We start from the raw sequence: 26,718 nt of genomic DNA on the forward strand, positions 1-26,718 counted from the left end.
CTTAACTGATCGGCATTAGCGTTCAACGCCCCTTTTTTCTACTTAAATACTACGTCTTTTTTATCGCATTTAGGTTAATACTTTATTGACCTTAAACTTCTTCGTTTCCTACTAAAAACTGTCGAGTCATACCCGCTAGGTTTTCGAAATACTCGATTAGAGCAGCTTTCACCGGGGCTAACTCTTCTTCAGTCATATTCTCAAAGTCAGCGGGATCGGCAAAATCTTCTAATGGCTTGTGTTTCGCCAAGTATGTTTGAGTTTCTTTTACATGCCCTAATCGCGTGATGTCCACTGGCTTATCAATGGTTTCTATGGAAATGGCAAAGCTAGCTGAGGCCATGTAGTTATCTAGACCCAAAAAGCTTCTAGTAAAAAGTCCATAACCTTGGCTGTAATGTTCTGAGCAGCCATACATGCCACACTCCATTGCTGCTAATGTGGATGTCTCTTTAATGATAACAACCGCTGTTATGCCCTGAGCGATAAGCTTTTCTCGTGTGCTCGCGCTCTTTTCGTTAAATACCCATTCTTTATTCACCACATCAACAAAGGTAAGCGTATCACTTTCAGAAACAAGGTTTGATATGTCTACAACATCGTATGTCGTTCCGCTCTCAATTTTATCTTCAAAAATTTTGAAAATATTCTCTTTAAGCTGCCAATCGTATTCATATTCTTTGCTGAAATTATTAAATATCGTCGTACCAACATGGGTATGGCTAGGGTTTTCTTTAGCGACAACCAAAACTCCAATCTTACTTTTTTCAGGGGCTTTGTAACCTGTTGTAGGTGGCACGTACGTTGACGCACACCCTGCCACAACAATGGCCATAAAGATTATTGAAAACAACTTAAACGGCAATTTCATTTTTATTCCTTTGCATCTTTTTATTATATTTGTAACCCTAGGTAGCTCACTCTATTCCACTTAAGGTCCACTAGACCTTCACGTATGATTAGGTGTCTCAATAAAATCGCACATGTATTCTACAAAGACAATGTGTTTTATAACTCCATTTTCATTACTTCACGAGCCAGAATTATCGACCTATCGCCCGATAACTAGCCACAAGCCTCTTTCATAAAAAAACGCTGAAATATCGCCTTTTGACAATCGGTGAAATGAGCCATCATCAGGCAATTTCAAATAGGCAGAAATACAAAAGTCGTTATCTTCGCCCCTTTTAGGTTTGTTGGAAAAACATAAAAAACGGGCACTTGATGAAGTGCATGGTTCACATTTTGTTAGGTTTACTGATTAGACAAGTAGTTAGCCACCGTTTCAGCTACACGGTCGAAGTAACTAATAATCGATTTTTTGATAGGCGCCAACTCGTTTTCTGTGACTTCATCGAAGTTTTCAGGTGGTAGAAATTTTTCAATACGCACATTCTTCTTGGCGTCATCTTGTAATTCACTAAATTCGGGTTGCGCTGCGATATCTACAGGTTTATCTAAGCGCTCAAAGCTTACATCATAGCTAGCAGACGCGACGTAGTGATCGGTTCCTAAAAAACTTCGCGTAAATAAACCGACGCCTTTACTCTCATGTTCTGAGCAACCATATGTACCGCATTCAGTGATGGCTACCGTAGGTGTCTCTTGAACGACAATGATCCTTGAAACACCATCAGCTAGCAGCGACTTTCTAAGGGCATTTTGGTTTTCGTTAAAAGACCAATTGTCATTCTGCTTCACCACGAAGTCTAGCTGCCACGCACCTTTCACTTTTGGCGTTACGTCAACCACTTCAAAGCGATTTGATTGTTCGATTGCTGTCTTTAGCTTAGTAAAAAACGTAGAGGCTAGTTGCCAGTCGTATGCATACTCTTTCGTGAAGTTATTAAACTTGGTGGTACCAATATGAGTGTGCGAGGGAAACTCATTAGCATTAATGAAAATCCCTACTTTCTGCTTGGGTAATTCTGTTGGTTTGTTAGCAGTTTTGACTGTGTTTTCGCTTTCTTGCCCTGAAGCATCAACACCTTGCTTCAACGCTTCGCTGTCTGTTTTAGCGACTGAATTGGTTGTTTCGACAGTCGATTCGGTAGGCATACTTTCACTTGAGTCCATACCTTTTTGCGTTACACATCCTGCCGCAAGCATTGATACGGCGACCAGCGCACTAAGCTTTGTCACGAATTTCATATCACTTCCTTATTTAAAAACCACCAAGCTTAATACTAAGTTAATACTATTCTGGTTTTGCATAAAATGGCGCTTAAGGTAATACAACCTTACTTCCTCTCTCTACAAGTGGTCGTGGCGAACTTATATCACGCTCAATTTATGTGAGAGCTGCAGTATCACTTACTATTCAACTCTCAATTTTGCGTTAAATCTCACTGTAATAAACATTCCTCATACTGAGTTAAGGTGAGGAAAATTTCCATTGCGTAAATCGCATTCATATCACTCTACACATATGAGTAGTTAAACGTAGAAAGCACCCTCAATATTGATCGAACCGGAAGCTTTGGCTGTATTGTGAAAAAAAGGAAATTTATTGATGACTCTACTAAAGTGTTTAGGCGCAGCTAGCCTGTCAACATTACTCGCATTCTCTTCCACCGTCACTGCACAACAACCAACAGGGTCACAACAGCCCCAAGGCTGGATGTGGGGTTTTGGTGTCGCCGCATCCCAAGATGTGTATACCGACTTTGATAACCGCATTGTGCCTATTCCTATCGTTGGCTACACCGGTGAAAAGCTTCGGGTTTACGGGCCATTCATAGGCTACGAACTCTTTAGAGAAAAGGGCTTCACCCTTGATGCCCAGCTTGTGCCGGTATTTGCAGGTTACGAAGAAGATGACAGCGCAGTGTTTACTGGTATGGAAGACAGAGACTTTAGTTACGCTGCTGGCGTTGGGCTCAACTATAATACGGGAAGCTGGGTGTATTCATTGTCAACCAACGCGGATATTCTTGGTAAGTTCGATGGCTACCAGGCATCTGCTCGAATAGGCAAACAGTTTAGAGTAAATAACTTCATGATAGAGCCATCGGTAGGCGTTAACTACCAAGACAGCAACTATGTCGACTATTATTACGGTGTACGACCTGAAGAAGCTAATGCATTTCGAAACGTATATGTCGGCGATAGCGCACTTAACACAGAGGTTCGCGTTGCTATTTCCACCCGCCAATTTTTGGGTGGCATGACCCGCTTAGAGATTGGCGCCACATTCTTTGACGATAGCATTAGCGATAGCCCGCTGACAGACGATGATACAGCTCTGAGTGCCATGCTGGTTTATACACGCTTTTTCTAGACTATTGCTAATAGCCTACCCTACAACCGGTGGATAGATTAAATACAAGGTGCTAGCATCAAAAAGCCCTCATGTAAGAGGGCTTTTTGATATTGAGTTGATGCGTTTCGCTACGCGGGCTTTTTAAACGCTAGCGTTTCCCACAGTGGTACCGTAGACAAACTATGTTTATAGCTGCCAGATGTCTCTTTGGTGCTGTAAGACAAATAAATCAGCGTTTTTGATTCAGCATCATAAATTCGTCGAAGCTTCATGTTCTTAAAAAACACGCTCTTTGATTTTTTAAAAATCACTTCACCAGAATCTGACTTATCGATAGCGTCAAGCATCTCGGCAGTGATGGGGCCGGTTTGCCTGCACGCGATTGAGCTGTCTGACGGGTCCGACAAATCAAGGTTCGCTTCAATACTTGAAATATGGCAGGTTACACCTGTCACTATGGGGTCTTGAAGCGCATCAATTTTAATGTCTTTTGTGGTGAAAAGACCAAGAGACACATCGCCCACTTCGCTGTCGCTACAGCCTGCCAACGTAAACACCGACGCGGCGAGTAACCCCAGCACAGTGCTTTTCACAAAAGTGCCGCTCTTGAAAGTGCCTTTCATAGAAGTACGAGCCTCATTTGAACTTAACCAACGTCCATTTGTTTTCATATCATTCCCACCTCTACTCTATTTATGATCTGTAATTGTTTACTCGAAATACCGAGCCAGTGATCATTTTAGCCTAACAGGTTTAACTGTGTCTTATCCATAAGGTCGTGCTGCTTAATAAGTTGCTTTGCCTTTTCAATATCTGGCGCAAAATAGCGGTCTTTATCGTAAAACGGCACTTGCTCTCTTAATAGCTGCATCAGTACCTGCAGCTTTTTGCTTGTTGCAAGCGGCTTTCTAAAATCTAAACCTTGGCAGGCCGCTAACCACTCAATGGCCAATATACTTGCCACGTTATCGAAAATATCTCTTAAGCGCCTGGCAGCGAAGGTAGCCATGGAAACATGGTCTTCTTGGTTTGCAGACGTTGGCAAAGAGTCAATAGAAGCAGGGTGCGCAAGGGTTTTATTTTCACTAGCAAGCGCCGCACAAGTAACCTGTGCGATCATAAACCCCGAGTTTACCCCACCGTTTTCAACTAGAAATGGCGGTAAACCGCTTAAGTGAGTATCAATCATTAGCGACATTCTGCGCTCTGACAGTGCGCCAATTTCAGATAGTGCAATAGCCAACATGTCTGAGGCCATCGCCACCGTTTCGGCATGGAAATTTCCGCCAGATAAAATATCACCAGTTGGCGTATCAGCGTCATCATTATTTTCAACAAAAACCAACGGGTTGTCGCTTACCCCATTAGCTTCAACCACCAAAATCTCTTGGGCGTAGCGCATTTGCTGTAAACACGCTCCCATTACCTGTGGCTGACAACGCAGAGAGTACGGGTCTTGTACTTTTTCACACCGTTGATGTGAGTTGCCAATCTCTGAAGTATCTAGCAATGCTCTGAAAGCCGAGGCTACATCGCTCTGGCTTTTGTGGCCACGCACCTCATGAATGCGCGCGTCGAAGGGCACGCGAGAACCTAACGCAGCTTCAACCGTAAGCGCGCCAATACCGATAGCACTGTGAAGCGCATTTTCAGTATAAAATAGCCCCTGAAGTGCAAACGCTGTCGAGGCTTGCGTGCCGTTTAACAATGCTAAGCCTTCTTTGGGTGCCAGCGCAATTGGCTCCATGCCAGCTATTTCTAATGCTTTAGCCGCACTTATACGTTCTCCTTTGTAAAAAGCTTCCCCTTCTCCTAACAGCACCACACTCATGTGTGCTAAAGGCGCTAAGTCGCCGCTGGCGCCTACCGAGCCTTTTTCAGGAATGGCGGGGTAAACTTGAGCATTAAACAAAGAAATCAGCGCTTTTATTACGCTTAACCGAATGCCCGAAAAACCCCGTGCTAGCGAGTTTATTTTTAACAGCATAAGTAGGCGCACGGTGTCTTCTTGCATAAAGTCGCCCGTGCCTGCCGCGTGCGATAACACAATACTGCGCTGTAATAACTCTAACTCGTCAACATTAATACGGGTATTAGCCAATAACCCAAAGCCGGTATTGATACCATAAACAGTACGGTTTTCTTTAATCACGTTAAGCACTACTTGCTCCGCAGCGTTTATAGCGGATATTGCGCTTTCATCTAACGATAAATGAACGTGGCTTCGATGTACTTCCCGTAACTGATCTAACGTCAATGTGCCAGGAACCAGCGTTAGCTTTTTAATACCATCTTGCTCAGCAAAAAAAGACGTCTGGGACATGATTACGCCTCCCCGTCTAGGTTTTGGTTTGAGCTATCATGGTGTGAGCTATAATTTGAGCCCTCATTGCCAACCCCTTGACTATTAGCCACAGAATTTACCATAGGAAGGTCAAGGTCGTGCTTGGCGGCACAGTCTTTTGCAATGTCGTAGCCTGCATCTGCATGACGCATTACGCCTGTTGCAGGGTCGTTATGCAGTACCCTAGCAATTCGCTCAGCCGCTTCGTCCGTGCCGTCACAAACAATTACCACGCCCGAATGCTGGCTGAAGCCCATTCCTACACCACCACCATGATGAAGGCTCACCCAGGTTGCGCCACCCGCAGTGTTTAATAACGCGTTCAGTAATGGCCAGTCCGAAACCGCATCTGAACCATCAAGCATGGCCTCGGTTTCTCTATTTGGGGAAGCGACCGATCCAGAGTCTAGATGGTCTCGACCGATCACTACAGGTGCGCTTAATTCTCCGCTGCGCACCATTTCATTGAAGGCAAGCCCCAACTTCTGTCTTTCACCTAGTCCAACCCAGCAAATACGCGCGGGCAGGCCCTGAAACTGAATACGTTCTTTAGCCATATCTAGCCAGTTATGTAGATGCGGATTATCGGGTATGAGCTCTTTAACTTTAGCGTCAGTTTTATAAATATCTTCTGGATCACCAGATAAAGCAGCCCATCTAAAGGGGCCAATGCCCTGACAGAACAACGGTCGAATATAAGCGGGGACAAACCCTGGAAAATCAAAAGCATGCTCAATGCCTTCCTCCAGCGCCATCTGCCTAATGTTGTTGCCATAGTCGAGCGTTGCCGCGCCGGCTTTTTGAAAACCCAGCATGGCTTTAACTTGCAGCGCCATCGACTGTTTTGCTTTTTTAACGACACACGCTTCATCTTTCTTGCGTTGCGCTTCGGCTTGATCCAGTGTCCAACCTACAGGCAAATAGCCATTAAGCGGGTCGTGAGCGCTGGTTTGATCGGTTACCACATCAGGAATAATCCCTTTTTCTAACATATCGGGAAATACCTCAGCAGCATTGCCGAGCAAGCCTATTGAAACTGGTTTACCGACTTGCTTGGCCTTATCTAACAAGACCATAGCTTCTTCTAGCGAATGCGCTTTTTTGTCCAGATAGCCCGTTCGAATTCTGAAGTCTATGCGGGTTTCATCAACTTCCACAGCTACCATTGAAAAGCCAGCCATGGTTGCAGCTAAAGGCTGTGCCCCACCCATTCCGCCTAAGCCCCCTGTTAAAATCCAGCGTCCTTTAGCGCTTCCTTCAAAATGCGTTTTGGCCACGCTAACAAAGGTTTCATACGTGCCTTGCACAATGCCTTGCGAGCCTATGTATATCCATGACCCTGCGGTCATTTGCCCGTACATCATCAAACCTTCTTTATCCAGAGCGTTAAAGTGCTCCCAATTAGCCCAATGGGGTACGAGATTAGAGTTAGCAATTAACACACGAGGGGCATTTTCGTGAGTGGGAAATACCCCAACAGGTTTGCCTGATTGAACTAGCAGCGTCTCATCAGTATTTAAACGCTTGAGTACTTCGACAATTTTGTCGTAAGACGCCCAGTCACGGGCCGCGCGCCCAATACCGCCGTAAACCACCAGATTTTGCGGATGCTCAGCAACGTCTGGATCTAGGTTATTCATTAACATGCGAAGCGGCGCTTCAGTTTGCCAGCTCTTGGCATTTAGCGTACTGCCTCTTGGGGCACGAATTTCTCTTGTAGGGTCGAGGCGTTTCATAAACTTCTCCTAGGCATCTTTTTTCTTTTGCTGAAATATTGTTGTTATAAGAAGTAGTATCTTTAAAAAAGCGCCTTGAGAGTTAGCGTCCTAGGCGCGTTTACACTTAAAACTCCAAGTGTCCTCCCAGTCGGTATCTACTGCCAGGGTGGAAAAGCACAGCGTGGCTAACCACAGCACTTGTGCCAGTTGCTTTCCCCGCCCCACGAGAAAATGTTCGTCGAGTAATCTTCAGGCACGGCTCTTTAGGCTTAATCAATAGTGCTTGTGCAATATCTTTTTCAACAATCACAGCTTCTACGCTATGGTCGGCTTGTGAAAGGGGCGCGACCTGATTCAAATAAAAGTTTGCAGTTTGAGCTTTAAAATCTTTATCTAAATAGTCGTTAATCCACGCTGGGTTAACCCACCTGTCTTCATACTGCACGGGTAGATTGTTCTCGCAGTGTACGATAATGCTATGAAATACTGGCTCTCCCACATCGATACCCAGTCGTTGAGCAATAGCATCACTGGCTGGCGAGGTTTCCAACACTAATATCTCGTTAGTGTACCTATGCCCCCGCTGCTCTATTTCATCGCGAATGCTTTTGATCTCAAGCATTGAGCTCATAGGGCGACTATCTGACACAAACGTGCCTATCCCCTGGCTGCGCATTAAAATGCCCTCGTCCACCATTTCACTTAACGCTCTTCTAGCAGTCATTCGGCTTACACGGTGCTGCTGGGCAAGTTGGTTTTCTGAAGGCACTTGGCTACCCGGCTTCATCTCACCACTTTCGATGGCATCCAAAATTGCTGTCTTAATTACTCTGTACCGAGGTTGCATATCGTGGCCATTCACAACTAAATTGTTAATAATATGCTAACAGCATACTTGTATATACAAGTATGCACAAGTACACTGAACTCAAAATTTACACTGCGTTTCAGTAAAGATTTTGGACAAAGCCAGACGAAGAACTAGACGACCAGTTAGACGAAAAAACCAGACAAGAGGTGGCTTAGAGTGGAGCACGTTATGGGTTATCAGTACGACACGCTTATTTACAATGTTCGCATTGCGTCTATGCAAGACAACGCGTTGCCTTATGGTGAATTACCGCCACACGCCATTGCCATAAAAGACGGCAAAATTGCTGCGTTACTTCCTTGCGATGACTCACTAGACGACGTGTTTGAGCAGGCCAAAAGCGTAATAGATGCCACTACCCTAATTCCCCAAAATGAAGGTTCAACGCCCAAACACCCGTGGTTATTGCCTGGCTTCATCGATTGTCATACGCATCTAGTGTACGGCGGCAACCGCGCCGAAGAATTTGAAATGCGATTGCAGGGCGCAAGTTATGTAGACATTGCGCAGCGCGGCGGTGGCATTAAAGGGACGGTTGAAAAAACTCGACGCTCTGACGAACACACCCTGCTTCACACTGCGATAAAACGCGCAAAGCGACTGTGCAAAGAAGGTGTTACCACCATTGAAGTCAAATCAGGTTACGGGCTGGATTTAGACACTGAAGTGCGCATGTTACGCGTGGCTAAATCCCTTGAGCAGCATCTTCCTGTGAGTATTAAAACTACCTATTTAGGCGCTCACGCCCTGCCCAATGAATTTGCTGACGACTCAGAAGGATATATCGATTTTATTTGCGACAAAGCACTTCCTCATATTGCTTCTCAAAACTTGGCTGACGCCGTTGATGTATTTTGTGAAACTATCGGTTTTTCAACTTCACAAACAGAACGAGTGTTTAGCTGCGCACAGCAGCACGGTTTACCCATTAAAGCTCATGTAGAACAGCTTAGCGACAGCAAAGGTGCAGTGCTAGCAGCTAAGTATGGCGCACTATCGGTAGATCACATTGAATATTTAGCTGACAGCGATATTCCCTTACTTGCCCAAAGTGGCACCGTTGCCGTGCTTTTACCAGGCGCTTTTTATTACCTAAGTGAAGTTCAAAAGCCGCCGGTAGACGCCCTAAGGGCGCACAATGTGCCCATGGCCTTAGCGACTGACTTTAATCCAGGTAGTTCGCCGTTAGCTTCAATCCTTACCGCGATAAATATGGGTTGTGTGCTGTTTCAACTTACGCCAGAAGAAGCGCTACGCGGCGCTACTGCTCACGCGGCTAGCGCACTCGGGCTGCACGACCGAGGTGTTATTGAAGCAGGCAAGCTTGCTGACTTAACGCTGTGGGATATCGAAACGCCGGCAGAGCTCGCTTATTGTATTAATGGCCACCGCCCCGTTGCGGTGTTTAAGGAAGGTAAACATGTTTAAGTGGCAAGGCAGAATAGACAGTGAAGACGGCATAGAGGGCCTACGTTGGCATCAAAAAGTTAACGAACTTGAAGTGGGCGAAGATAATTCATTGGCCAACGCCGTTACCCTTGTTGGTTTTGAAAGTGATTTAGGTGTGGCATTTAACAAAGGCCGCGTAGGTGCAGCGGCTGGTCCAAACGCTATTCGCCAGGCACTGGCAAACTTACCCTGGCACTGGCCAAGCGCAGCATTGGCTGATTTAGGGAATGTTACCGCTAAAGAGAACTTAGCCCAGGCACAAACCCAATATGCTGACGCCATTTGCTATGCGCTCAAGCAAAATGATAGATTGGTCATTGGGCTGGGAGGGGGACATGAAATTGCATGGGGTAGCTATCAAGGGCTTTTCAATGCTAAGCCCGAAAGCGCCCGCATTGGTGTTATTAATTTTGATGCCCATTTTGATTTAAGAAAGCCTTCACCAAACACCAGTTCAGGTACGCCGTTCAGGCAAGTGTATGATCACTGCCAGCTACACGATACACCGTTTCATTACGCTTGTTTGGGCGTATCGAAAGCAGCCAATACACCAGCGCTGTTTAACTTTGCCAATACGTCCAACACGCGCTATTTAACCGATGTGGCGTTAAATGATGAATCACTGTGTATGCAGCGAATAGATGAGCTACTATCTCCGATGCTAAAAGACATCGATGAGCTTTACGTCACTGTATGTTTAGATGCATTTCCAGCAGCACAAGCACCTGGCGTTAGCGCGCCCAGTGCATTGGGAATTTCTCCCACACTTGTTATCAACACACTGCACTTTTTAGCACAGCACCAAAGTACTTATGGGTATCAATGGAGACTGTGTGACGTTGCGGAAATGAACCCCAATTATGACATTGATAGCCGCACCGCAAAGCTGGCTGCACGGCTAATTTTTGAAGCAGTAGATGCAATAAGCTCGCACACTTAACGAGTTAACGCTTTAACGTTTGACGCTTTTATGTTTACTGGCCGCCTGCCCTTTCACATGCAGCGGCGGTAAACAAGACATCGGTGGAGCTATTTAATGCTGTTTCAGCAGAGTCTTGCAGTACGCCGACAATAAAGCCCACCGCAACCACCTGCATAGCCACTTCATTGGGTATATTAAACAGGCTACAGGCAAGCGGAATAAGCAGCAGCGAACCACCTGCAACACCTGAACTTCCACATGCTGATACCGCAGCGATAACGCTTAACAATACAGCAGTAGGGAAATCTACAGAAATTCCCAAGGTATTAACCGCAGCTAGCGTCAACACGGTTATTGTGATTGCAGCCCCAGCCATATTAATCGTGGCGCCTAACGGAATAGATACCGAATAGGTGTCTTCATCAAGCTTTAAGCGTTTACACAGCGCCATGTTTACCGGAATATTCGCCGCCGAACTACGGGTGAAAAACGCCGTAATACCGCTTTCTTTCAGGCATTTGAACACCAAAGGATAGGGGTTCTTTTTGGTTGCCAAGAATACTAATAAAGGGTTGGTCACAAGTGCGATAAATAGCATTGCGCCAATCAGTACCGTTAATAAATGAGAGTATCCAAGCAATGCTTCAAAGCCCGTTGTAGCAATGGTATTAGCTACCAAGCCGAAAATACCGAAGGGCGCGAGTTTAATAACAAAACCCACCACGGTTGTTACGCTATCTGCCATATTTTGAAGTAGCGCTTTTGTTGCCTCGCTAGCATGACGTAGACCTAAACCTAGACCTACAGCCCACGTGAGAATACCAATGTAATTTCCATTTACTAATGCATTTACCGGATTATCTACCATGTTATAAAGCAAAGCGGTAAGGACTTCCGACACACCTTTCGGCGCAGCTTGGCTAACTTCTGAAGTCACTAAGCTTAAGCTTGTAGGAAAAGCAAAGCTTGCCAACACGGCGGTGAGCGCAGCCAGAAGTGTGCCCAACAAATAAAGCACAAGCACGGGTTTGATGAAGGTTTGCTCGTTTTGCTTATGGTTGGCGATGGACGCCATGACCAAAACAAAAACCAATAAAGGAGCAATTGCTTTTAGGGCTTTTACAAATAAGTTACCCAATAGCCCTGCTGATTGAGCAGTTGAAGGTGAAAAACTCGCTATAGCAATACCGCATACGATACCAATGATAATTTGCAGTACCAAACTGCCATTCATGTAGCGCTGAAACAGGCTGGGGCGTGACGTTGAATCCATAAATGTTGATCCATTATTATTTTGACGACGCACCATAAAGGATAACGTTACACAAATGAACCTGTTTAGTCTTAGTTACTCGCAAATAACCGTATGCTTGCCGTTTATAAGGGTTTACGCGGTGAGTTCACCCCACCGCATAAGGTTTTTCTAGTGCACTCAACCCCACACCGTTGCGTTTAATCACTTTAAGCTGAGTAGGAATACGCTCTTTCATGGCTTCAATATGGCTTATCACACCAATCATTTTTCCACTGGCATTTAGGTTATCCAGTGCATCAAGGGCCACATCTAAAGTTTCAGCATCAAGGGTGCCAAAGCCTTCATCTAAAAACAGCGAATCAATACTGGTCTTGTGACTGACCAAGTCAGATAGAGCTAATGCCAGTGCAAGGCTCACTAAGAAACTTTCTCCGCCAGACAGGGTTTTGGTGTCTCGCACTACGTCACCTTGCCAGGTGTCTAATACACTTAAACCCAACCCTTCGTTTTCTTTTCGAATTAGCTGGTAGCGACCGTGTAATTTATTAAGCTGCTGATTTGCAAGCTGCACTAAGTTGTCCAAAGTAAGTCCTTGGGCAAAACGTCTGAATTTGTCGCCACTGGCCGAACCAATTAACGAGTGCAGGTAGGTAATATCATCGTAATAGGCCTCAAACGCGGCCATCTCATCAACAAGCTGCTGCTGCCTTTCTCGGGCTTGATTGTTAGCGCTTAGCTGCTGTTCAATTTGCCCTAAAGACGATAACAGGGTGTCACGCTGCTGAGCTTGCTGGGTAATTTTCGTATCGAGCCACTGTGCACCGTGCTCTTCTAACTCGCTCTGCCACTGCGCTGCATTAGCATGGGCTTTTAGCGATTGTTGGGTAGCTAGCGCGTTTTCTAGCTTTAAGTCCGCTTGTTGTTTTTGCTGAGTTAATCGCTTTTGCAGTTCAAGCAAAGTGTTGCGGGTATCTTCGTCTAAAAGCGCATTGCTAAACGCTTGCTCATCGTCAAAAGGGCTGCTCGCCAACTGACGGCTAAAGTGCTCTGTTGCCTCTGTAAGTGCCAGTTCTTTTTCGCGCATTTGCTCATTAAGCTGGGCAATTTCTGCTTCTAAACGAGACAAAATAGTGTCCGTTTGTTGCAGGCGAGATTTGCATTCATTTACATTTCGCTCAGCGTGTTCTTGGGCAGCGCTTGCCTTATTCCTTATTTCAGCAATATCCCCCTCAGGAAATACGGTTGTGCGCGAGTCTCGCAGCGCCTTTAAACTATTATCTAGCTGCACAAGCTCTTCGCATACGCCCTTAAGCTGATTTTCGGCGCTCTCGATATCACGACTGACCACAAGCAAGGTGCTACTTACCTCTTGCAACTCATCTTTAAGTTTGGCGTGTAGCTGATGATTGTGTTTATAAGTTTTTAGCGCTTCGGCTTTTTCATTTAACCACGTGGTAATTCCATCAATAGACAGGTTGTGAATGTCAGCACCGTGCGCCGTCATAGTTTCGCTAAGCGCTAAAATACCGTCGTTAACCCTTTTTGTTTTACTCTCTAACTCTGAATTACGTTCGGTGAATTGCTTTTCCAAGGTTTCGCGCTGCTGCAACGAAACAGCAAGTTCTGACTGCTTGGCTTGTAGCAACTGTTGCGCTTCATTTTTAGCCTGTTGTGCAGCATTTAGAGCTTGCTCGCACTCTTCTAAACGGGTTAATTGAGCACTAATATCATCAAGACGAGTTTTAAACTGCTGGGTAAATTGAGCGACGCTTTGCGAAGTATTAATGTCGACCTTTTCAAAGCTCGGTATATCAGCGCTAAGTACGCTTGAAATCTGCTGCCACTTTTCTAGTAGCGTATCTCGTTGCCCGCTTGCCTGTTCTAGCTGCTTATTAACCTGAGCAAGAGTGAATTCAGTTTGTGTAACGCTTTCTTTTGCTCGCGCCCCTTGCTGCTCAATATCATCTAACTGCTGCTTTAAGCTATCTCGCTTTTGGATAGTTTCAGGTACATCAATAACCACGCTAGACGTGGTGTGCTCGTTTGCCCCACAGACAGGGCATGGCTCGCCACTTTTTAACTGCGCGCGCAGGTGCGCCACTTCAGCATCCAGGGCGATAAGCGCTTCTATGTCTTTTAAATTACTGCGGGTTTGTCTGTAAGCATCAACCAAGGCTTGGCGGTCAGATTGCTGCTGTGCTAGTTGCTTCGCTAAGTCCTCTTTCTGTGCACTCAGCGATACTCTGTCTTGCTCTAGTGCCAAATATTGCTGTTGAATATGCCCTATCTGTAACACGTTATCCCAATGATGGAGCTTGGTATCACGCTCTTGCTGAAGGCTTGCTTTGCTGGTTGCATTAGCACTATTAGTATCACTTAGTTTGTCAGATAGCGCGGCCTGAAGTGCCTTTTCGCACTTGGCAACTTGCGCGTTTTTGTCATCGAAGGTCTGCGTCAACGCGCTTAACGACTCATTTGTTTTTGCAATAGCTTCATCTAGGGATGAAAGCGCCTGACGATCATTCTTTACGCTTTGTGTCAGTGTTTCTAATTGCTTCTGATCATGTTCAATATGGCGCGCCGTTTCACTCCAGCCACTTATAAATTCTGCCATGCCGCTAAGTGAGTGATGTTCACTTAAGTAAGTTTCCAGTTCACCAAGCTTTGTTTTGTTATCTGCCGAAGCGTTTTCGATTTCTGTGCGCTTTAGCGTTAACGCGTTTATTGACTGCCTTAAACGTGCCGCGTTTTCGTTTTCTTTTTGCTGTTCACTAGTGAGCTGCGCTATTTGGTTATCTAACGGAACTACCTGCTCATTGATGCGCTTTTCAAGCTCACTGCTTTGTTGCTTTGTAAGCGCTAGCGCTTGTTCAGCGTTGGTCACTTCCAAACTGAGCTGTGCATTTTGCGTTTTTAAGTCTGGCAACTGGGCTGCTTTCTCTTCAAGCCTTTCTTTATAACGGGTTACGTCTTGCTGAAGCCCGTTTCTTTGCAAAAATGGCAGGCGAAGCTTTTCAGCTGGCTCACTTTGGGCGAGAAGATCAAGTTGTTGTTTCGCCTCATTTATGGCGTTATTCGCGCTCTGCTGCGCTTCACTGGCTTCTTTAATGGAGAGCTCATTGGCGTTAAACGCTTGTTGCCACTGCTGTTGCTTTTGTAACTGAACAAGTGTTTGGTTAGACGTTGCGACTTGGCTCTTGGTTTGTGCTTGCTCTTCTTCAAGCTGGGCGATTTGCTCGTCGCTAAGCAAGGTTACGCCTTCTAGCTTTATCGCAAACTCTTTTTTCTTTTGTTTAGCGTCACTAAATTGCTGATGTACTGCCTGTGATATCTGCCCGTAAATTTCGGTGCCAGTTAACTCTTCAAGCAGCTCGGCTCGGTCGGCCTCGTTAGCATTTAAAAACGCAGCAAAATCCCCTTGCGACAACATCATAGACTTGGTGAAACGGGCAAAGTTAAGACCAGTCAGCTTTTCAATCTCTTCGCTTTTCGGCCTAACTTGGGTAGCCAATACCTTGCCGCTTTCAACTTCGGCCAGCTCAACATCGGCACTTTGCAGGTTACCGTCAACTTTCCCTCTGGCCCGACGCATACTCCAAAACGCACGGTATGCTTTCCCCTTAATATCAAACTCAACCTCCGCCAAACACTCCGCCGTGCCGCGGGTCATGATGTCGTTGTTAGACGTTGAAATTGGCCCCAAGCGAGGGGTTTGGTGATAAAGCGCTAAACAAATGGCATCAAGTAGCGTGGTTTTACCCGCCCCCGTTGGACCCGTGATAGCAAACAGGCCATTGTCGATAAACGGCGACTGGGTGAAATCTATCTTCCACTCCCCTTTTAAGGCGTTTAGATTTTTAAGGCGTAAGGTCAATATTCTCATTGTATTACTCGCCTTTATTTTCTGTTGTGTTTGCCAATGAGGTCTCTACTGGTACTTCAGCATCTTCATCGTTGCTGTGCACTTGCTCTACTGCTTCATTGAACAGCTGCCTTATCCGGTTTATGCGTGGAGCGTTTTTCTCTGAACCGGCTTCTTTTGTCGCTCCAGCGCTTTGGTCATCATCTAGCAGGGTTGCTTGTGCCGACTCAGTTGGTACCGACCCGCTCTGTGCCGACTCACTTGTTGGATTATCTTCTATGCTCTCCAGTGCCAAACGTGCTTCAAATACATCGTTTACCGATAGTTCGCTAAGCTGGACGTTTTGCTTTTCCGTTAAGCTATTTACTGTGCGCTTGCGTTTCAACTGTAAAATCTCAGCGTTTTTCCCTTCTAACAAGCCCTGAATACGCTGCTGTAGATCAGTCAGATAGTCTTCTGTTTCAACTTCAATGCATAACCACACTGGGTCTTTAGAGCTAATGGCGTTATCCGTTCCGCTAACGGCTTTATTCATTTCGCTAAGGGGTTTATTAACCTCGCTAAGGGGTTTATCCGCATCGCTAACGGCATCATCTGTTTGAGAAGCTAACGCGATGGCGTCGCTTTTATTAATGGCCGCCTCAATCGCCTTTAAATCGCCATTTATTACTTCCATGGCCTGAAAGCGCGGTACCGGAAGCGTTGAAATAGTTGGCGTTGTGCTTTCAGGTTCAAACGTTACCAACACCACTTGCTTTTGCGTGTTTAGTTCGTCAAAGCTGAGCGGTATGGGTGAGCCTGAATAGCGAATGTGCTCTGTTTTAGCGACTTTCTGTGGCCTGTGAATATGCCCAAGTGCAATGTAATCGGCGGGCGGAAAACCCTTAGCGTCAAAGCCTTCAAGGGTGCCAATGTAGATATCGCGTACACTTTCTGACTGACTCACGCCTAAAGCGGTCAAGTGCCCGGTAGCAATAATAGGAATGGCAGCGCTGTTTTCACTGCCCTCCTCTCCTTGTTTTTCTTCAATTGAGGCGCGCAGTGCCTTGGCTTCATTATAAAGCGCCCCGTAGTGCTGCTTTATCGCATCGCCCAGCGCTTGGCGCTTGTCAGTGGCGCTTTGCCCTGCCTCACTGACAAGCACATCACGTGGGCGAATAAAGGGTACTGCACACAGTACGGCACCGGGCTGCCCCTTGCGATCGTTAAGCGTAATGACTTGTTCACTCAATTCGCCGTATGTACTGGCAATTACGTGGCTATTTAAGTATTTCAGTAGCGCCTTACTTTCGTTCAATACCGACACTGAATCGTGATTTCCCCCCAGCACCACCAATGTGCACTGCATCCCCTGTAGCTCACCAATAAACGCATGGTAGAGCTCTCTGGCGTAGCTAGGCGGCGTGCCCGTGTCGAACACATCACCCGCGACAATAATCGCATCTATTTGATGCGCTTCTACTTGTTGAAGAAGCCATTTGAGGAAGGCGGCATGTTCGTTTTTGCGGCTTTTCGTAAAAAAACTCTGACCTAAGTGCCAGTCAGATGTATGCAATATTTTCATGTAGAAGTGAACCAGGCTTGTTGCATTGGAGATAGAGGTGCGCATTCAGTGCAATGCGGCTGTTGCCAAGGTGTGTACATAGTTCTACTCACCTTAAGGCAACTATAGAGATTTTGTGCTTTTATGACAACGGTTTGATAGCGTGATTGCTTGTCTGAAAAAGTTATTTCTGCGTACTGCTCGTCGAGAAAACTGATGTCATAAAGCGCGTATTGTGGAATATGCTAGCTTGCTCTCAATAACGGCGATGTAAGCGTAAATTAAACAGGCTGATAAATGTTATCCCAGTAATCATCGAGTGTTTTCACTGCTTCGTTAAGCGCCCGCGCTACAAAAACATCGCCGTCTTGTTCAACTAGTTCCATGTCCACCAGCTTAGTAATAGCGTCAGCAACATCAAAGTCGAGAGCACAATCAAGCTCTTCTGAAAAGTAACTCTCTATCACACTATCGAGAGTTGCTAATGTCATCCCGCCCGCAGCAATCTCCTTTTCTGAACGTGATGCGCCAAAGGCGGCGGAGCATTCAGAAAAGGTTTCACTACATTTAAGCAAAAATGTATAAGCCAACAAAGCTTCTTTGCAGTCCTCTTCCTCTGCTGCATCAATTAACGTATGAAATACGCCTGCGTTGTTGTCTAAATTTTTAAAGTACAAATTGTCAGACAAGGCTTTCATAAACCTAATTTTTCTGTTTTTAAACTTTGTCCATTCCTTAAAGATAAAGCTGCCGAATACCCCCATGCCGATACCAAAAGTAATTAGGCTTTGCTTGGTCAATTCCACTTCTTCGCTTTTAAAGCCAAGCCAAAAGGCCAGAAAAGACGCCATGAGAAGTAACGACGCGCCTAACTTAGTCACTAGCACCACGGTGCCACCTATTGCAGCCGATGCACTGATAATCAACTTATCTAGCGGGCGCATTTTAACTTCACTGTTAGGAAACAGCATTTCCAAGTCTGCTTTAGGTACGTTTTGAAAAAGCTTTACTATCGTAGAACCAGGTTTAAAAGTGACAGGCTTTTGCCCTTGCTCTTTGAAGTAGGCTTCATCTTTAAAAGTGATATAAACAGCGACTTTGTCGTAATTGGTAAACGACACCTGCTTTTTTCGCAACCCGAAAAAAGTACGTATGGTTTCTGTTTTTACAGACTCGCCCCGTCGATAAAACACCACATTTTCAAAGTCATCAAAGCTTACCGCTAGGCGCACTTTAAAAAGCGACTCTTCGTTTAATGCTGCATCTAAATCGTCGTCTGTAACTTTTTCAAAATTAGCTGCGTTTAAGAGGCTAGCAAACCCCTTGGCAAACGTTCTTTGGCTCTGCTTACGCACCCTTTCATCCGCAGGCTGTAATTCACGTGTATCTTTATTTGGGTCGAAATGACTGTAGCTATTTTTCAATGCTTCCAATTGTTCATGATACTTGTAGTGAATACGGCTCACTAACAAGGTTGAGAAAGTACGGAAGCTTTCTGACTCATGAGCGAGTAAATTTTCACACAGGGTAATGACGTCGCGTTTGCGAAAAGGAATAAATCGTTCTAGAGGCATAGATGGTCTTATGAGTATTATTACTTCTTGTTCGATGTGAATAGTTACCTTAGTGTGAGAAAAACACAACAGTTCTAAGCGGAATTAAGCCAAATGGATAAGCCGCAAGTGCGACTTACGTCAAAAAGCCTTGCGCTGGATAACAAGTATAAAGAGCTGTTGAGAATCAATAGCCTGCTCTTTGCAGATTAACTCGTTTGGCATTGCTGAAAGTTATAAATGCATAATTACTAAGGTTCACTTTTTCAGAGCGCTCTTTAACTCTTTGCGGTATTAACGACATTAACAATATGCAGCTGTTAGGTGCTGACATGCAGCGATATACTGTTCCCCGCCTCCACCACACTGGTAGACAAACGCCGAAACCATCAGGTCATTTTTTTTCACTACCCTTTTATCTAACGCCGACGCTCTACTCTGGTTGTGAAACTCCCCATTTATTAATATCGTCCATAACACTACTTCTTGAGATTTCCAAGTTAGCATGTCCCTTCATTTACCAATAAAACCTAGCTGATTAAGCTTAAATAAAAAATTAACTTCGCTTACAATGCGCTGATGACTTATCCCGTCCCAGCTAAACAGGTTGAAACCCTGTACGAAATTAAGAAAAGCAAATTCATTGCATGTGCTGGCTTTGCGAATTCTCGCGAAAGCGCAATGGCGCTGTTAGATAGTGTTAAACAACAGTATCCCGACGCACGCCATCACTGCTGGGCCTATGTTTTTGGAAACCCCAGTTCGCCAAGCAGCGCGGCAATGGCGGATGACGGCGAGCCCAGCGGTACTGCCGGGAAACCCATCTTAAATGTACTTCAGCACAAAGATATCGGTGACATTATGATTATCGTTACGCGGTATTTTGGCGGCATTAAATTAGGTGCAGGAGGCCTAGTAAGAGCTTACTCTGCTGCCGCTCAGCAGGCCATTGACGCCCTTGAAATCAGGCAAGAGATTAAACTGGAACCGCTACGTGTAGACATAGATTTCAAACACGAACAGTTCGTTCGTCATCTGGTGGAACAAGCACAGGGCAATATCGCGAACTGTGATTACGGAAGCAGCGTCAAAATAGACGTCGAATTGCCGCTAGATGCATTAGAAGACTTTAAAAAGCAAATGGCACCTATTGCATTTTCGGTATCAGAAGAGAACGAGTAAGTGCCTGCGAAAACGTGATTTACGAGGTATTCAGGGGATGGGACTTAAACATCTAAGCAGTCGGCTCTAGTAATCACCAGAGCCTTACCTTGTAACCATGAGCTGCCCATACTTACCCTTTGTAAGTACCTCTAATAGGGTAGTTGTTATCTGGGTTACGGATAAACTCTAAGCCGGAAACAAGTTGCTCTAAATCTGGGCGCACGAAAGGTGCGTTAGCAATTTCCGCAATATGAATTTCATTTTTCTCATTTAATACAAACAACGCAGGTTCAGCGAAATTATGGTCGGTTTCTTTTTCTGAGCGAGGTGTTGAAATATATAGCCCAAGCTTCGCCATATCTTCTTAAGAAAGCCCATAGGCAATAGGGTAAGTAATTGACAGCTCTTCTAAATGCTCATCAAGTTGTGCTTTGCTGTCGCCACTTACGGCAACCACATCAATATTTACCTCGCGAAGGCGACCTTTGTAGTCTTCCAATTTATTCAGAAATTTTGTGCATATCGGGCAGTGTTTACCGCGATAAACAACCACCATCTTCCAGTCACATCCCTCACCTTTATTAGTCAGTGACACAGATTCATCGGTAGACAGAGTAACTGAAACGTCGGGAAACGTAGTTGCTGGATGCATTTTTTGTGTATACATAAAAGCTCCTTAAAAGAGGGGTTTAATCCTTCAACATACAAGCGATATCGCGCGATATTCCGCCATGAACCGCAATATACTTATACACATCAAAGTAAGGCTTAATACGTTGTACCCAATGTTCAGATCTTTTCTTTGAACAAATGTTCAGCTTTTCGTTGTTTCAACCCACTTCTTATTTTGATGATACACACGGGCACAAAAAAGCAGCTCGGACGAGCTGCTTTTCTATTTAACTACGTTTGCAAAATCGGCAGCAGTTAATAATTAACCTTTGCTGTCGCTATCTGCTAAACGAAAGTCTGTTTATCACGACCCACTCAGGTGAGTCAGATAACCTCTTAGTTCACAAAGCCTTCATTAGCTTTCACCGTAAGTGGATGATACCCCGGCTTCGCTTCTTCAAACGCACGCTTAGCAAATGCCTTGCCTTCAGGCGTTTTTGAAAGCTCGCGGTAAAGAGGTTTAACTAGCTTGTTACGCCCTATCGACACCAAGTAGCTATACAAACGATCATAAGCAGGCTGATAGTTATTCTGTACCGCGATCATCAACCAGCTATGAGCAATCTCATTGTTTTTAGTCGAAGTGAGCGAAAACGCAGAATCTAGTTCAGCCAGCTGTGCTTCGCTTAGTGATTCAGGCATGTTGTTAAGGAAATACAACCACTCGTGTACAGTCCACTGCGCGGTTTCAATATCCGCCGCTTTCACATCGCCAGAAAGCCAAGCGCTTCGCGTATCATCGATTTTGGTAAAGGCATCTGACTCTGGGTGTGGTGCGCCTTCAGGAATGCCTGGCTCAAAAATCCATGTGTGAATGCGATTCGCGTCCAGCTGGTCAGGGTATTGCTTTAATAACGTGTCATCTAAGTAAGCAATAAATGTGTCGGTAGTAATGCTCTTGAAAGCAAAGTCCTTAAAGTATTGCATTAAGAACGCATCAAAGTTTTCGCGGCCAATCTTGTGTTCAATTTCACGTAAGAACAGTGCACCTTTTTCGTAAGGAATATTTGAGAAAACATCATCTGGATTACGACCACGAAGGTCGATAGCCAGGATCTCATCATTCTCTTCTAAGGCTGCAACATCGTTTTCCAGGTCTTGATAACCTAGTACTGCTTCTTTTTTGAAACGATCATGGCCGTAGATCATTTCCATAATTCGGTAGGTTAAATAGGTCGTAAAGCCTTCGTTTAACCACAGATCGCGCCATGTAGCGTTAGTAACTGTGTTGCCAGACCAGCTGTGTGCAAGTTCATGAGCAATCAGAGACACCAAGCTTTTATCTCCGGCGATAACTGTAGGTGTTATAAACGACAAGCGAGGGTTTTCCATACCGCCGAACGGGAATGAAGGCGGTAGAATTAGCAGGTCGTAACGATCCCACTGGTAAGGTCCATAGGTTTCTTCCGTTACCTCTAACATTGCCTCGGTATCTTCGAATTCTTTCGCCGCACTTTCAAGTAACGCAGGCTCAGCATACACACCAGTACGCTCACCCATAGCTTTAAACTCCAAATCACCTATGGCTAACGCAATAAGGTAAGAAGGAATAGGCTGTGGCATATTGAACTCATATTCGCCATCGCGCTCGGTGGTTGGGTCGTTAGACGCACTCATTACCGCTAATAACGATTCAGGTGTTTTTATGGTTGCGTCATAGGTTACGCGCACTTGTGGCGAGTCTTGAAGCGGAATAAAGCTTCGTGCGTGAACTGCTTGCGCCTGTGTAAACAGGAATGGGTGCTTCTTACCTGCCGTTTGCGCTGGCGTTAACCATTGTACGCCAGAGGCTTCGGGTGAAGTTGAATACGCTACCGTTACTGAGTTTGCCGCACTTGGTAGAGTAATCGTAAGAGGCGTGCCTAAATCAGGGTCAGTCTCTCCCATTTCAAAGGGAACGCTTTCTCCCTCTACGCTAACACGCTGAATCTCTAACGCTCGCGTGTCCAATACTAGCGTATTGTTTTCAGGCTTCGTACGCTCAACATCGAGGGTTACTTCACCAACGAGCTGCTTCGACTCAAAGTTTGCGGTTAAATCTAAGCTTAGGTGCGTAACCCGAATTTCATTAGGGTTAGCAAATGAGTGGTAATCTACACCAGAAGCAATACCTGCATCGGTGTGCTTAGCCGCATCTGCACTAGAGTCCGAAGTAGACGCAACGGCTTGCTCGTTTTCTGTATTTGGTGAACTTAAACTGGTGTTATCACTGCACGCGAACAACACGGGCGCGCATACGAATGTAGCCAGTAATCCGTATTTTTTCATATAACTTCCTAAAGGATGATTGATACTGTTTTAGTGTACCAAGCCGTTATATGACTGGCGACTCTAATTCGAAGAGCTGCCTTTTACCCGCGCTATAATCCAAAACATTATACTTCCAAAACAGCACGGCGAAATTTGATGCGCCACTTCAATATCAAATAAATGTGAGCCTAACCGTGAAAACTGGCGCTATGTTTTCAAAAGATAGGAGTGCTATGCACAAATAAATACGCCCGCTGTGGCGGGCGTATTTGATGAACTTACTGCCGTACCGTTAAGCTAAGGCAATGTCTACTTCTATGTTACCGCGAGTCGCGTTTGAATACGGGCATACTTGATGGGCAGTATCCACCAAGCTTTGCGCTTGCGCCTTATCCATGTCGCCTAAATCTACTGTCAGTTTTACCGCAATAGCAAAGCCTTGCTCAATGGGGCCAATAGCTACGTCGCCCGTTACACTGATATCGTCGGCCAGCTTAATCTTTTGTGACGCAGCCACATGCTTAAGTGCACCAATAAAACACGCAGAATAGCCCGCCGCGAACATTTGTTCAGGGTTTGTGCCTTCTCCACCAGCGCCACCTAGCTCTTTAGGTGTTGACAGTTTCACGCTTAGCTTGCCATCGCTCGACTTCGCAGTACCTTCACGACCGCCTGTTGCTGTTGCACTTCCGGTATAAACGACTTGTTGAAGCTTATGCATAGTTGCTCTCCTCATAGGTTTGTCTAAACAAATACTTTGCATGCAAATCAAATTAACACCGAACCAACTTGCAGATCAAGTATTTTGTATGCAAAATATTGTATTAATTTAAAGCGGTATTGGGGTTAGGTGCTATGTCAGAATTATTGAAGTTAGAAAATCAGCTATGTCATCGTTTTTATACGTTGTCGAACGCATTTACGCGTGCTTACCGCCCTCTACTTAAGGCGCTGGATATCACCTACCCTCAGTATGTAACCTTAATGGCGTTGTGGGAAAACGACGACATCACCATTGCCGAACTTTTAGATAGAACCGCTATCGACGGTGGTGCTATGTCGCTGATCCTTAAAAAGCTAGAGGACAAGGGCTTCTTAGTGATAACTAAGGATAAAGCAGATAAGCGCGTTAAACGGGTTAAACTCACCGAAATGGGGAAAGAAAAAAAGACCATAGCAGAGGAAGTACCTGCTCAGATGTTGTGCAAACTTAATGGCATGACTGCAGAAGAGAGCCGCACCCTGAAATCCCTGTTAGACAAATTGGGCGGCTGTTTTGAAAACGCGGATTTTTAGCGCGGTGTTGTAATCTTATTGTCATCACATTGTTTAGCTAATCTGTTATTATTTTTGTATTGAGCGAACAAGTGTGCGCTATAATTGTCTCAATTAGCGTAGTAATATGGCGACCTTGTTTTCACCCAATATCTAGATGAAAGACAAAGTATTCGCAGGTTTTCTTTTGCTGCAAAGGACGCCTAGTGACTTGTAATTAATTAGCTTTAGTGGCGTCTTCTACATATATTTTCAGAAATAAGACAGGAGCTGTGATGATCCGCGAACAGACTCAAACACCGGCAACACAACACTCGAAAAGCATTCCTGCAAAAGCTTACTCTGTTGTGGAGGAGTGGCTGAACAGCATTAGTCATGGGGTTGGCTTTATTGCCGCTATCGTTGGTTTAATCTTTATGCTTTATCGCGCTGAAGATACGCTAGCGTTAACCACGGCGGCTATTTACGGCTCTACCCTCATTTTAGTGTTCTTAAGTTCAACCCTTTATCACGCCATTTCTCACCAAAAGGCAAAGGGGTGGCTTAAGCTATTTGACCATAGTGCGATATATTTGTTGATAGCGGGTACTTACACACCTTTGTTATTAGTTTCAATTGGTGGCGTATTGGGTATCACAATGACGGCTATTGTTTGGAGCTTGGCAATAGGTGGCGTGGCGTTTAAGCTCGTAGCGCAGCATCGCTTTCCCAAGGTATCAGTGATGACTTACTTGCTTATGGGCTGGATTGCACTAGGTCTTATCTACCCTCTTTATGTTGCGCTTCCCGGTGCTGGCCTTTGGTTATTGGTAGCAGGCGGGCTGTGTTTCAGCGTAGGTGTGTGCTTTTACGTGGCAAAAAAGGTAAAATACACCCATGCAATTTGGCACATGTTTGTTATTGGCGGTTGTAGCTGCCATTACTTTTCAATTTATTATTTTGTCGTATAACGAAGTCGTTAGGTAACGCTAACACTTATGCAAGAATTCATTTAGAAGCTTATGTGAGACTCCATGCAACAAGGTGAGACAAAGGAACATAGCGCAGCAACGCCCCCCAGCATTGCGTGGTTTTCTCTACGAGCAGGTCAAATATGCTTGGGGAAAAAGCCAGTAGATAGTGACTTCGAACGATTAAAATCACTGGGCGTAACCCACATTGCAACAGTGCAAACCAGTGAAGAACAGGCGCCAGTTATACGCGACAGTTCACTCGCCGTGGGCTTGGAATGGCTGTGGGTTCCCTTTATGCATCCGTCATCTGCGTCGCCAACCGAAGATGTACACCTTCATCAGTATCTTCACGAGCTCTCTCAAATGCTCAGTGAGGGAGCGAAGATATATTTACATTGCGACGGTTCACAGCACCGCTGTAGTTTATTGTTTTACGCCCTTTGCCACTATTGCCGCGTTCCATCTAATAGCGCTTACAATGCGCTGCACAGCTTTGGCGCTAGTGCGGCAAATAACCTTAAGAGATCTGAACTCACATGGGCAGCAGAATTAGGGCATATTGCACCTTAAATGTAGGCCAATAAAAAGCGCGCCTTTGTTATCAACGTTCATTAACGAAGGCGCGCGTGCTGTTTTAACAAAGCAAAGCGTTCATAAGTGCGCCGAGCTTATTTATTTAAAACTGATAAATATTAGCGTTGGTGAGAAGTTTATTCGCGTCTATTTTTTCTTGAACACAGCGCACTATATCAGCACGAGTAAATACATAAATTCGGTCTTTGCGCTCGCGGCTCTCGTCCATTTCAAAATCTTTCAGCACCATGCTGATATGTTCATTTTCCGGCAGACCGCGTAAGCCTGATCCAAATCGGCATAAGGTCTCGCTCATGCTCGACTCAAAACCGGCCAGAAACGTTTTGTAAGCTTGCTGCTGCTGCGCTTTTCGCGCCTCCATTTGTTTAGTCTGTTCTTTTTCAATGGCTTTGAGCTCATCCCTCATGCTTTTCTCTTTCGCTTCTAATTGCTTAAGCTGCTCACCAGACTGCTCTTTTTGCGCGAGTAACTCTTTTTTTCGCGCCTCGTCTGCGTGACGCAATTCAAAGGTAATATCTCGCAGTTCACGCTCTACTTCTCTTGCTTCCCAGGCAAGTTCACGCTGCATGTTGCGCAAGTCGCGTAAGCGACTATTGTTGTCAGCAAACGCCTGAGAAAAACGATGGCTGGTTTCTTCTGCGTAAGCTTCCCACTCTCTGGCTGCTTCAAACACAATGTCATCTACATCACTAAACGAATTTGCAGACGGGACTGGTGGTGCAGGCGGTGCTGGCGGTACGGTGGCAACCAATCCTTCTACCAGCGTTTCTATCTCTCGCACCCAGTTACCCCTTTGGCCTCTTACTGAAAAAGTAAATACCGCGCCCTGCCCTGCAAGGTAACTGGTTTCAATTTGACTTACTCTCCAAGACTCTGTCGCCGCATTTTGTCGCAACGATGTTTTAAGCACCCCAGACATTATTTCTAGCTCGTTCGATAGCGTGTCATATTTTTGCGCGCTCTGTGCATTCGCAAGGCCACCCGCAGTGGTGCAAAGTAGTAAAGCAGTTAATAAACGTTTCATAATTTCA

The 26,718-nt window shown here is 45.3% G+C and carries 20 protein-coding genes and 1 pseudogene; 7 read left to right on the top strand and 14 right to left on the bottom strand.

Annotated elements, in window-relative coordinates; translation table 11 throughout:
* Positions 1-91: 91 nt before the first annotated feature.
* Together RJ41_RS08725 and RJ41_RS08730 are read right to left on the bottom strand one after the other, a co-directional pair.
* Positions 92-871 (bottom strand): hypothetical protein, encoded by a 780-nt coding sequence (locus tag RJ41_RS08725; protein WP_039219476.1) that lies wholly within the window; start codon positions 869-871, stop codon positions 92-94.
* Positions 872-1,254: 383 nt separating this feature from the next.
* Complete coding sequence (locus RJ41_RS08730; RefSeq protein WP_039219477.1) at positions 1,255-2,151, bottom strand: hypothetical protein; 897 nt, start codon at positions 2,149-2,151, stop codon at positions 1,255-1,257.
* A gap of 361 nt (positions 2,152-2,512) precedes the next feature.
* On the opposite strand from RJ41_RS08730, the gene RJ41_RS08735 reads away from it, so the two are divergent.
* Positions 2,513-3,280, top strand: coding sequence for a MipA/OmpV family protein (locus RJ41_RS08735; protein ID WP_039219478.1), 768 nt, complete (start codon positions 2,513-2,515; stop codon positions 3,278-3,280).
* 110 nt (positions 3,281-3,390) lie between these two features.
* On the opposite strand, the gene RJ41_RS08740 is transcribed toward RJ41_RS08735, so the two are convergent.
* The 4 genes from RJ41_RS08740 to hutC form a co-directional block, all read right to left on the bottom strand.
* Positions 3,391-3,933 carry a CreA family protein gene (locus RJ41_RS08740; protein WP_039219481.1) on the bottom strand — a complete coding sequence of 181 codons (543 nt, stop codon included), beginning with the start codon at positions 3,931-3,933 and terminating at the stop codon, positions 3,391-3,393.
* Positions 3,934-4,001: 68 nt separating this feature from the next.
* Positions 4,002-5,585, bottom strand: coding sequence for a histidine ammonia-lyase (hutH, locus tag RJ41_RS08745; protein WP_084081818.1), 1,584 nt, complete (start codon positions 5,583-5,585; stop codon positions 4,002-4,004).
* Between the two features lie 2 nt (positions 5,586-5,587).
* On the bottom strand, positions 5,588-7,342 hold the full coding sequence (hutU, locus tag RJ41_RS08750) for a urocanate hydratase (protein ID WP_039219484.1): 1,755 nt from the start codon (positions 7,340-7,342) through the stop codon (positions 5,588-5,590).
* Between the two features lie 106 nt (positions 7,343-7,448).
* Positions 7,449-8,171, bottom strand: coding sequence for a histidine utilization repressor (gene hutC / locus RJ41_RS08755; protein WP_039219485.1), 723 nt, complete (start codon positions 8,169-8,171; stop codon positions 7,449-7,451).
* A gap of 192 nt (positions 8,172-8,363) precedes the next feature.
* On the opposite strand from hutC, the gene hutI reads away from it, so the two are divergent.
* Both hutI and hutG read left to right on the top strand, forming a co-directional pair.
* Positions 8,364-9,623 (top strand): imidazolonepropionase, encoded by a 1,260-nt coding sequence (gene hutI / locus RJ41_RS08760; protein WP_039219738.1) that lies wholly within the window; start codon positions 8,364-8,366, stop codon positions 9,621-9,623.
* Entirely contained in the window at positions 9,616-10,584 is a 969-nt protein-coding gene (gene hutG, locus RJ41_RS08765) for a formimidoylglutamase (protein WP_039219486.1), read from the top strand. Before hutI ends, hutG begins: the two co-directional genes overlap by 8 nt.
* 34 nt (positions 10,585-10,618) lie before the next feature.
* On the opposite strand, the gene sstT is transcribed toward hutG, so the two are convergent.
* The 4 genes from sstT to RJ41_RS08785 all read right to left on the bottom strand — a co-directional run bounded on the left by sstT (position 10,619) and on the right by RJ41_RS08785 (position 18,800).
* Complete coding sequence (sstT, locus tag RJ41_RS08770) at positions 10,619-11,839, bottom strand: serine/threonine transporter SstT (RefSeq protein ID WP_039219487.1); 1,221 nt, start codon at positions 11,837-11,839, stop codon at positions 10,619-10,621.
* A 127-nt stretch (positions 11,840-11,966) separates the two neighbouring features.
* Positions 11,967-15,704: an AAA family ATPase gene (locus RJ41_RS08775; RefSeq protein WP_039219489.1), complete on the bottom strand. Its 3,738-nt coding sequence runs from the start codon at positions 15,702-15,704 to the stop codon at positions 11,967-11,969.
* 4 nt (positions 15,705-15,708) lie between these two features.
* On the bottom strand, positions 15,709-17,247 hold the full coding sequence (gene sbcD, locus RJ41_RS08780; protein ID WP_039219740.1) for an exonuclease subunit SbcD: 1,539 nt from the start codon (positions 17,245-17,247) through the stop codon (positions 15,709-15,711).
* A gap of 260 nt (positions 17,248-17,507) precedes the next feature.
* Positions 17,508-18,800, bottom strand: a complete 1,293-nt coding sequence (locus RJ41_RS08785; protein ID WP_039219490.1) for a TMEM143 family protein — start codon at positions 18,798-18,800, stop codon at positions 17,508-17,510.
* A 558-nt stretch (positions 18,801-19,358) separates the two neighbouring features.
* On the opposite strand from RJ41_RS08785, the gene RJ41_RS08795 reads away from it, so the two are divergent.
* Positions 19,359-19,961, top strand: coding sequence for a YigZ family protein (locus RJ41_RS08795; protein ID WP_039219493.1), 603 nt, complete (start codon positions 19,359-19,361; stop codon positions 19,959-19,961).
* Between the two features lie 112 nt (positions 19,962-20,073).
* Here RJ41_RS08795 and RJ41_RS08800 read toward each other — a convergent pair.
* The 3 genes and pseudogenes from RJ41_RS08800 to RJ41_RS08810 all read right to left on the bottom strand — a co-directional run bounded on the left by RJ41_RS08800 (position 20,074) and on the right by RJ41_RS08810 (position 23,586).
* A pseudogene (locus tag RJ41_RS08800) lies at positions 20,074-20,610 on the bottom strand (redoxin domain-containing protein).
* A gap of 341 nt (positions 20,611-20,951) precedes the next feature.
* Entirely contained in the window at positions 20,952-22,883 is a 1,932-nt protein-coding gene (locus RJ41_RS08805) for a M1 family metallopeptidase (RefSeq protein WP_039219494.1), read from the bottom strand.
* Positions 22,884-23,157: 274 nt separating this feature from the next.
* Positions 23,158-23,586 carry an organic hydroperoxide resistance protein gene (locus RJ41_RS08810; protein ID WP_014997452.1) on the bottom strand — a complete coding sequence of 143 codons (429 nt, stop codon included), beginning with the start codon at positions 23,584-23,586 and terminating at the stop codon, positions 23,158-23,160.
* Positions 23,587-23,720: 134 nt separating this feature from the next.
* On the opposite strand from RJ41_RS08810, the gene RJ41_RS08815 reads away from it, so the two are divergent.
* The 3 genes from RJ41_RS08815 to RJ41_RS08825 all read left to right on the top strand — a co-directional run bounded on the left by RJ41_RS08815 (position 23,721) and on the right by RJ41_RS08825 (position 25,663).
* On the top strand, positions 23,721-24,161 hold the full coding sequence (locus RJ41_RS08815; protein ID WP_014997451.1) for a MarR family winged helix-turn-helix transcriptional regulator: 441 nt from the start codon (positions 23,721-23,723) through the stop codon (positions 24,159-24,161).
* Between the two features lie 254 nt (positions 24,162-24,415).
* Complete coding sequence (gene trhA / locus RJ41_RS08820) at positions 24,416-25,090, top strand: PAQR family membrane homeostasis protein TrhA (RefSeq protein WP_052235439.1); 675 nt, start codon at positions 24,416-24,418, stop codon at positions 25,088-25,090.
* A gap of 63 nt (positions 25,091-25,153) precedes the next feature.
* Positions 25,154-25,663 carry a protein-tyrosine phosphatase family protein gene (locus RJ41_RS08825; protein WP_039219504.1) on the top strand — a complete coding sequence of 170 codons (510 nt, stop codon included), beginning with the start codon at positions 25,154-25,156 and terminating at the stop codon, positions 25,661-25,663.
* Positions 25,664-25,769: 106 nt separating this feature from the next.
* On the opposite strand, the gene RJ41_RS08830 is transcribed toward RJ41_RS08825, so the two are convergent.
* Positions 25,770-26,711 carry a hypothetical protein gene (locus RJ41_RS08830; RefSeq protein ID WP_039219506.1) on the bottom strand — a complete coding sequence of 314 codons (942 nt, stop codon included), beginning with the start codon at positions 26,709-26,711 and terminating at the stop codon, positions 25,770-25,772.
* Between the last annotated feature and the right edge of the window lie 7 nt (positions 26,712-26,718).

Source organism: Alteromonas marina, assembly GCF_000808575.1.
Classification (GTDB): Bacteria; Pseudomonadota; Gammaproteobacteria; order Enterobacterales; family Alteromonadaceae; genus Alteromonas; species Alteromonas marina_A.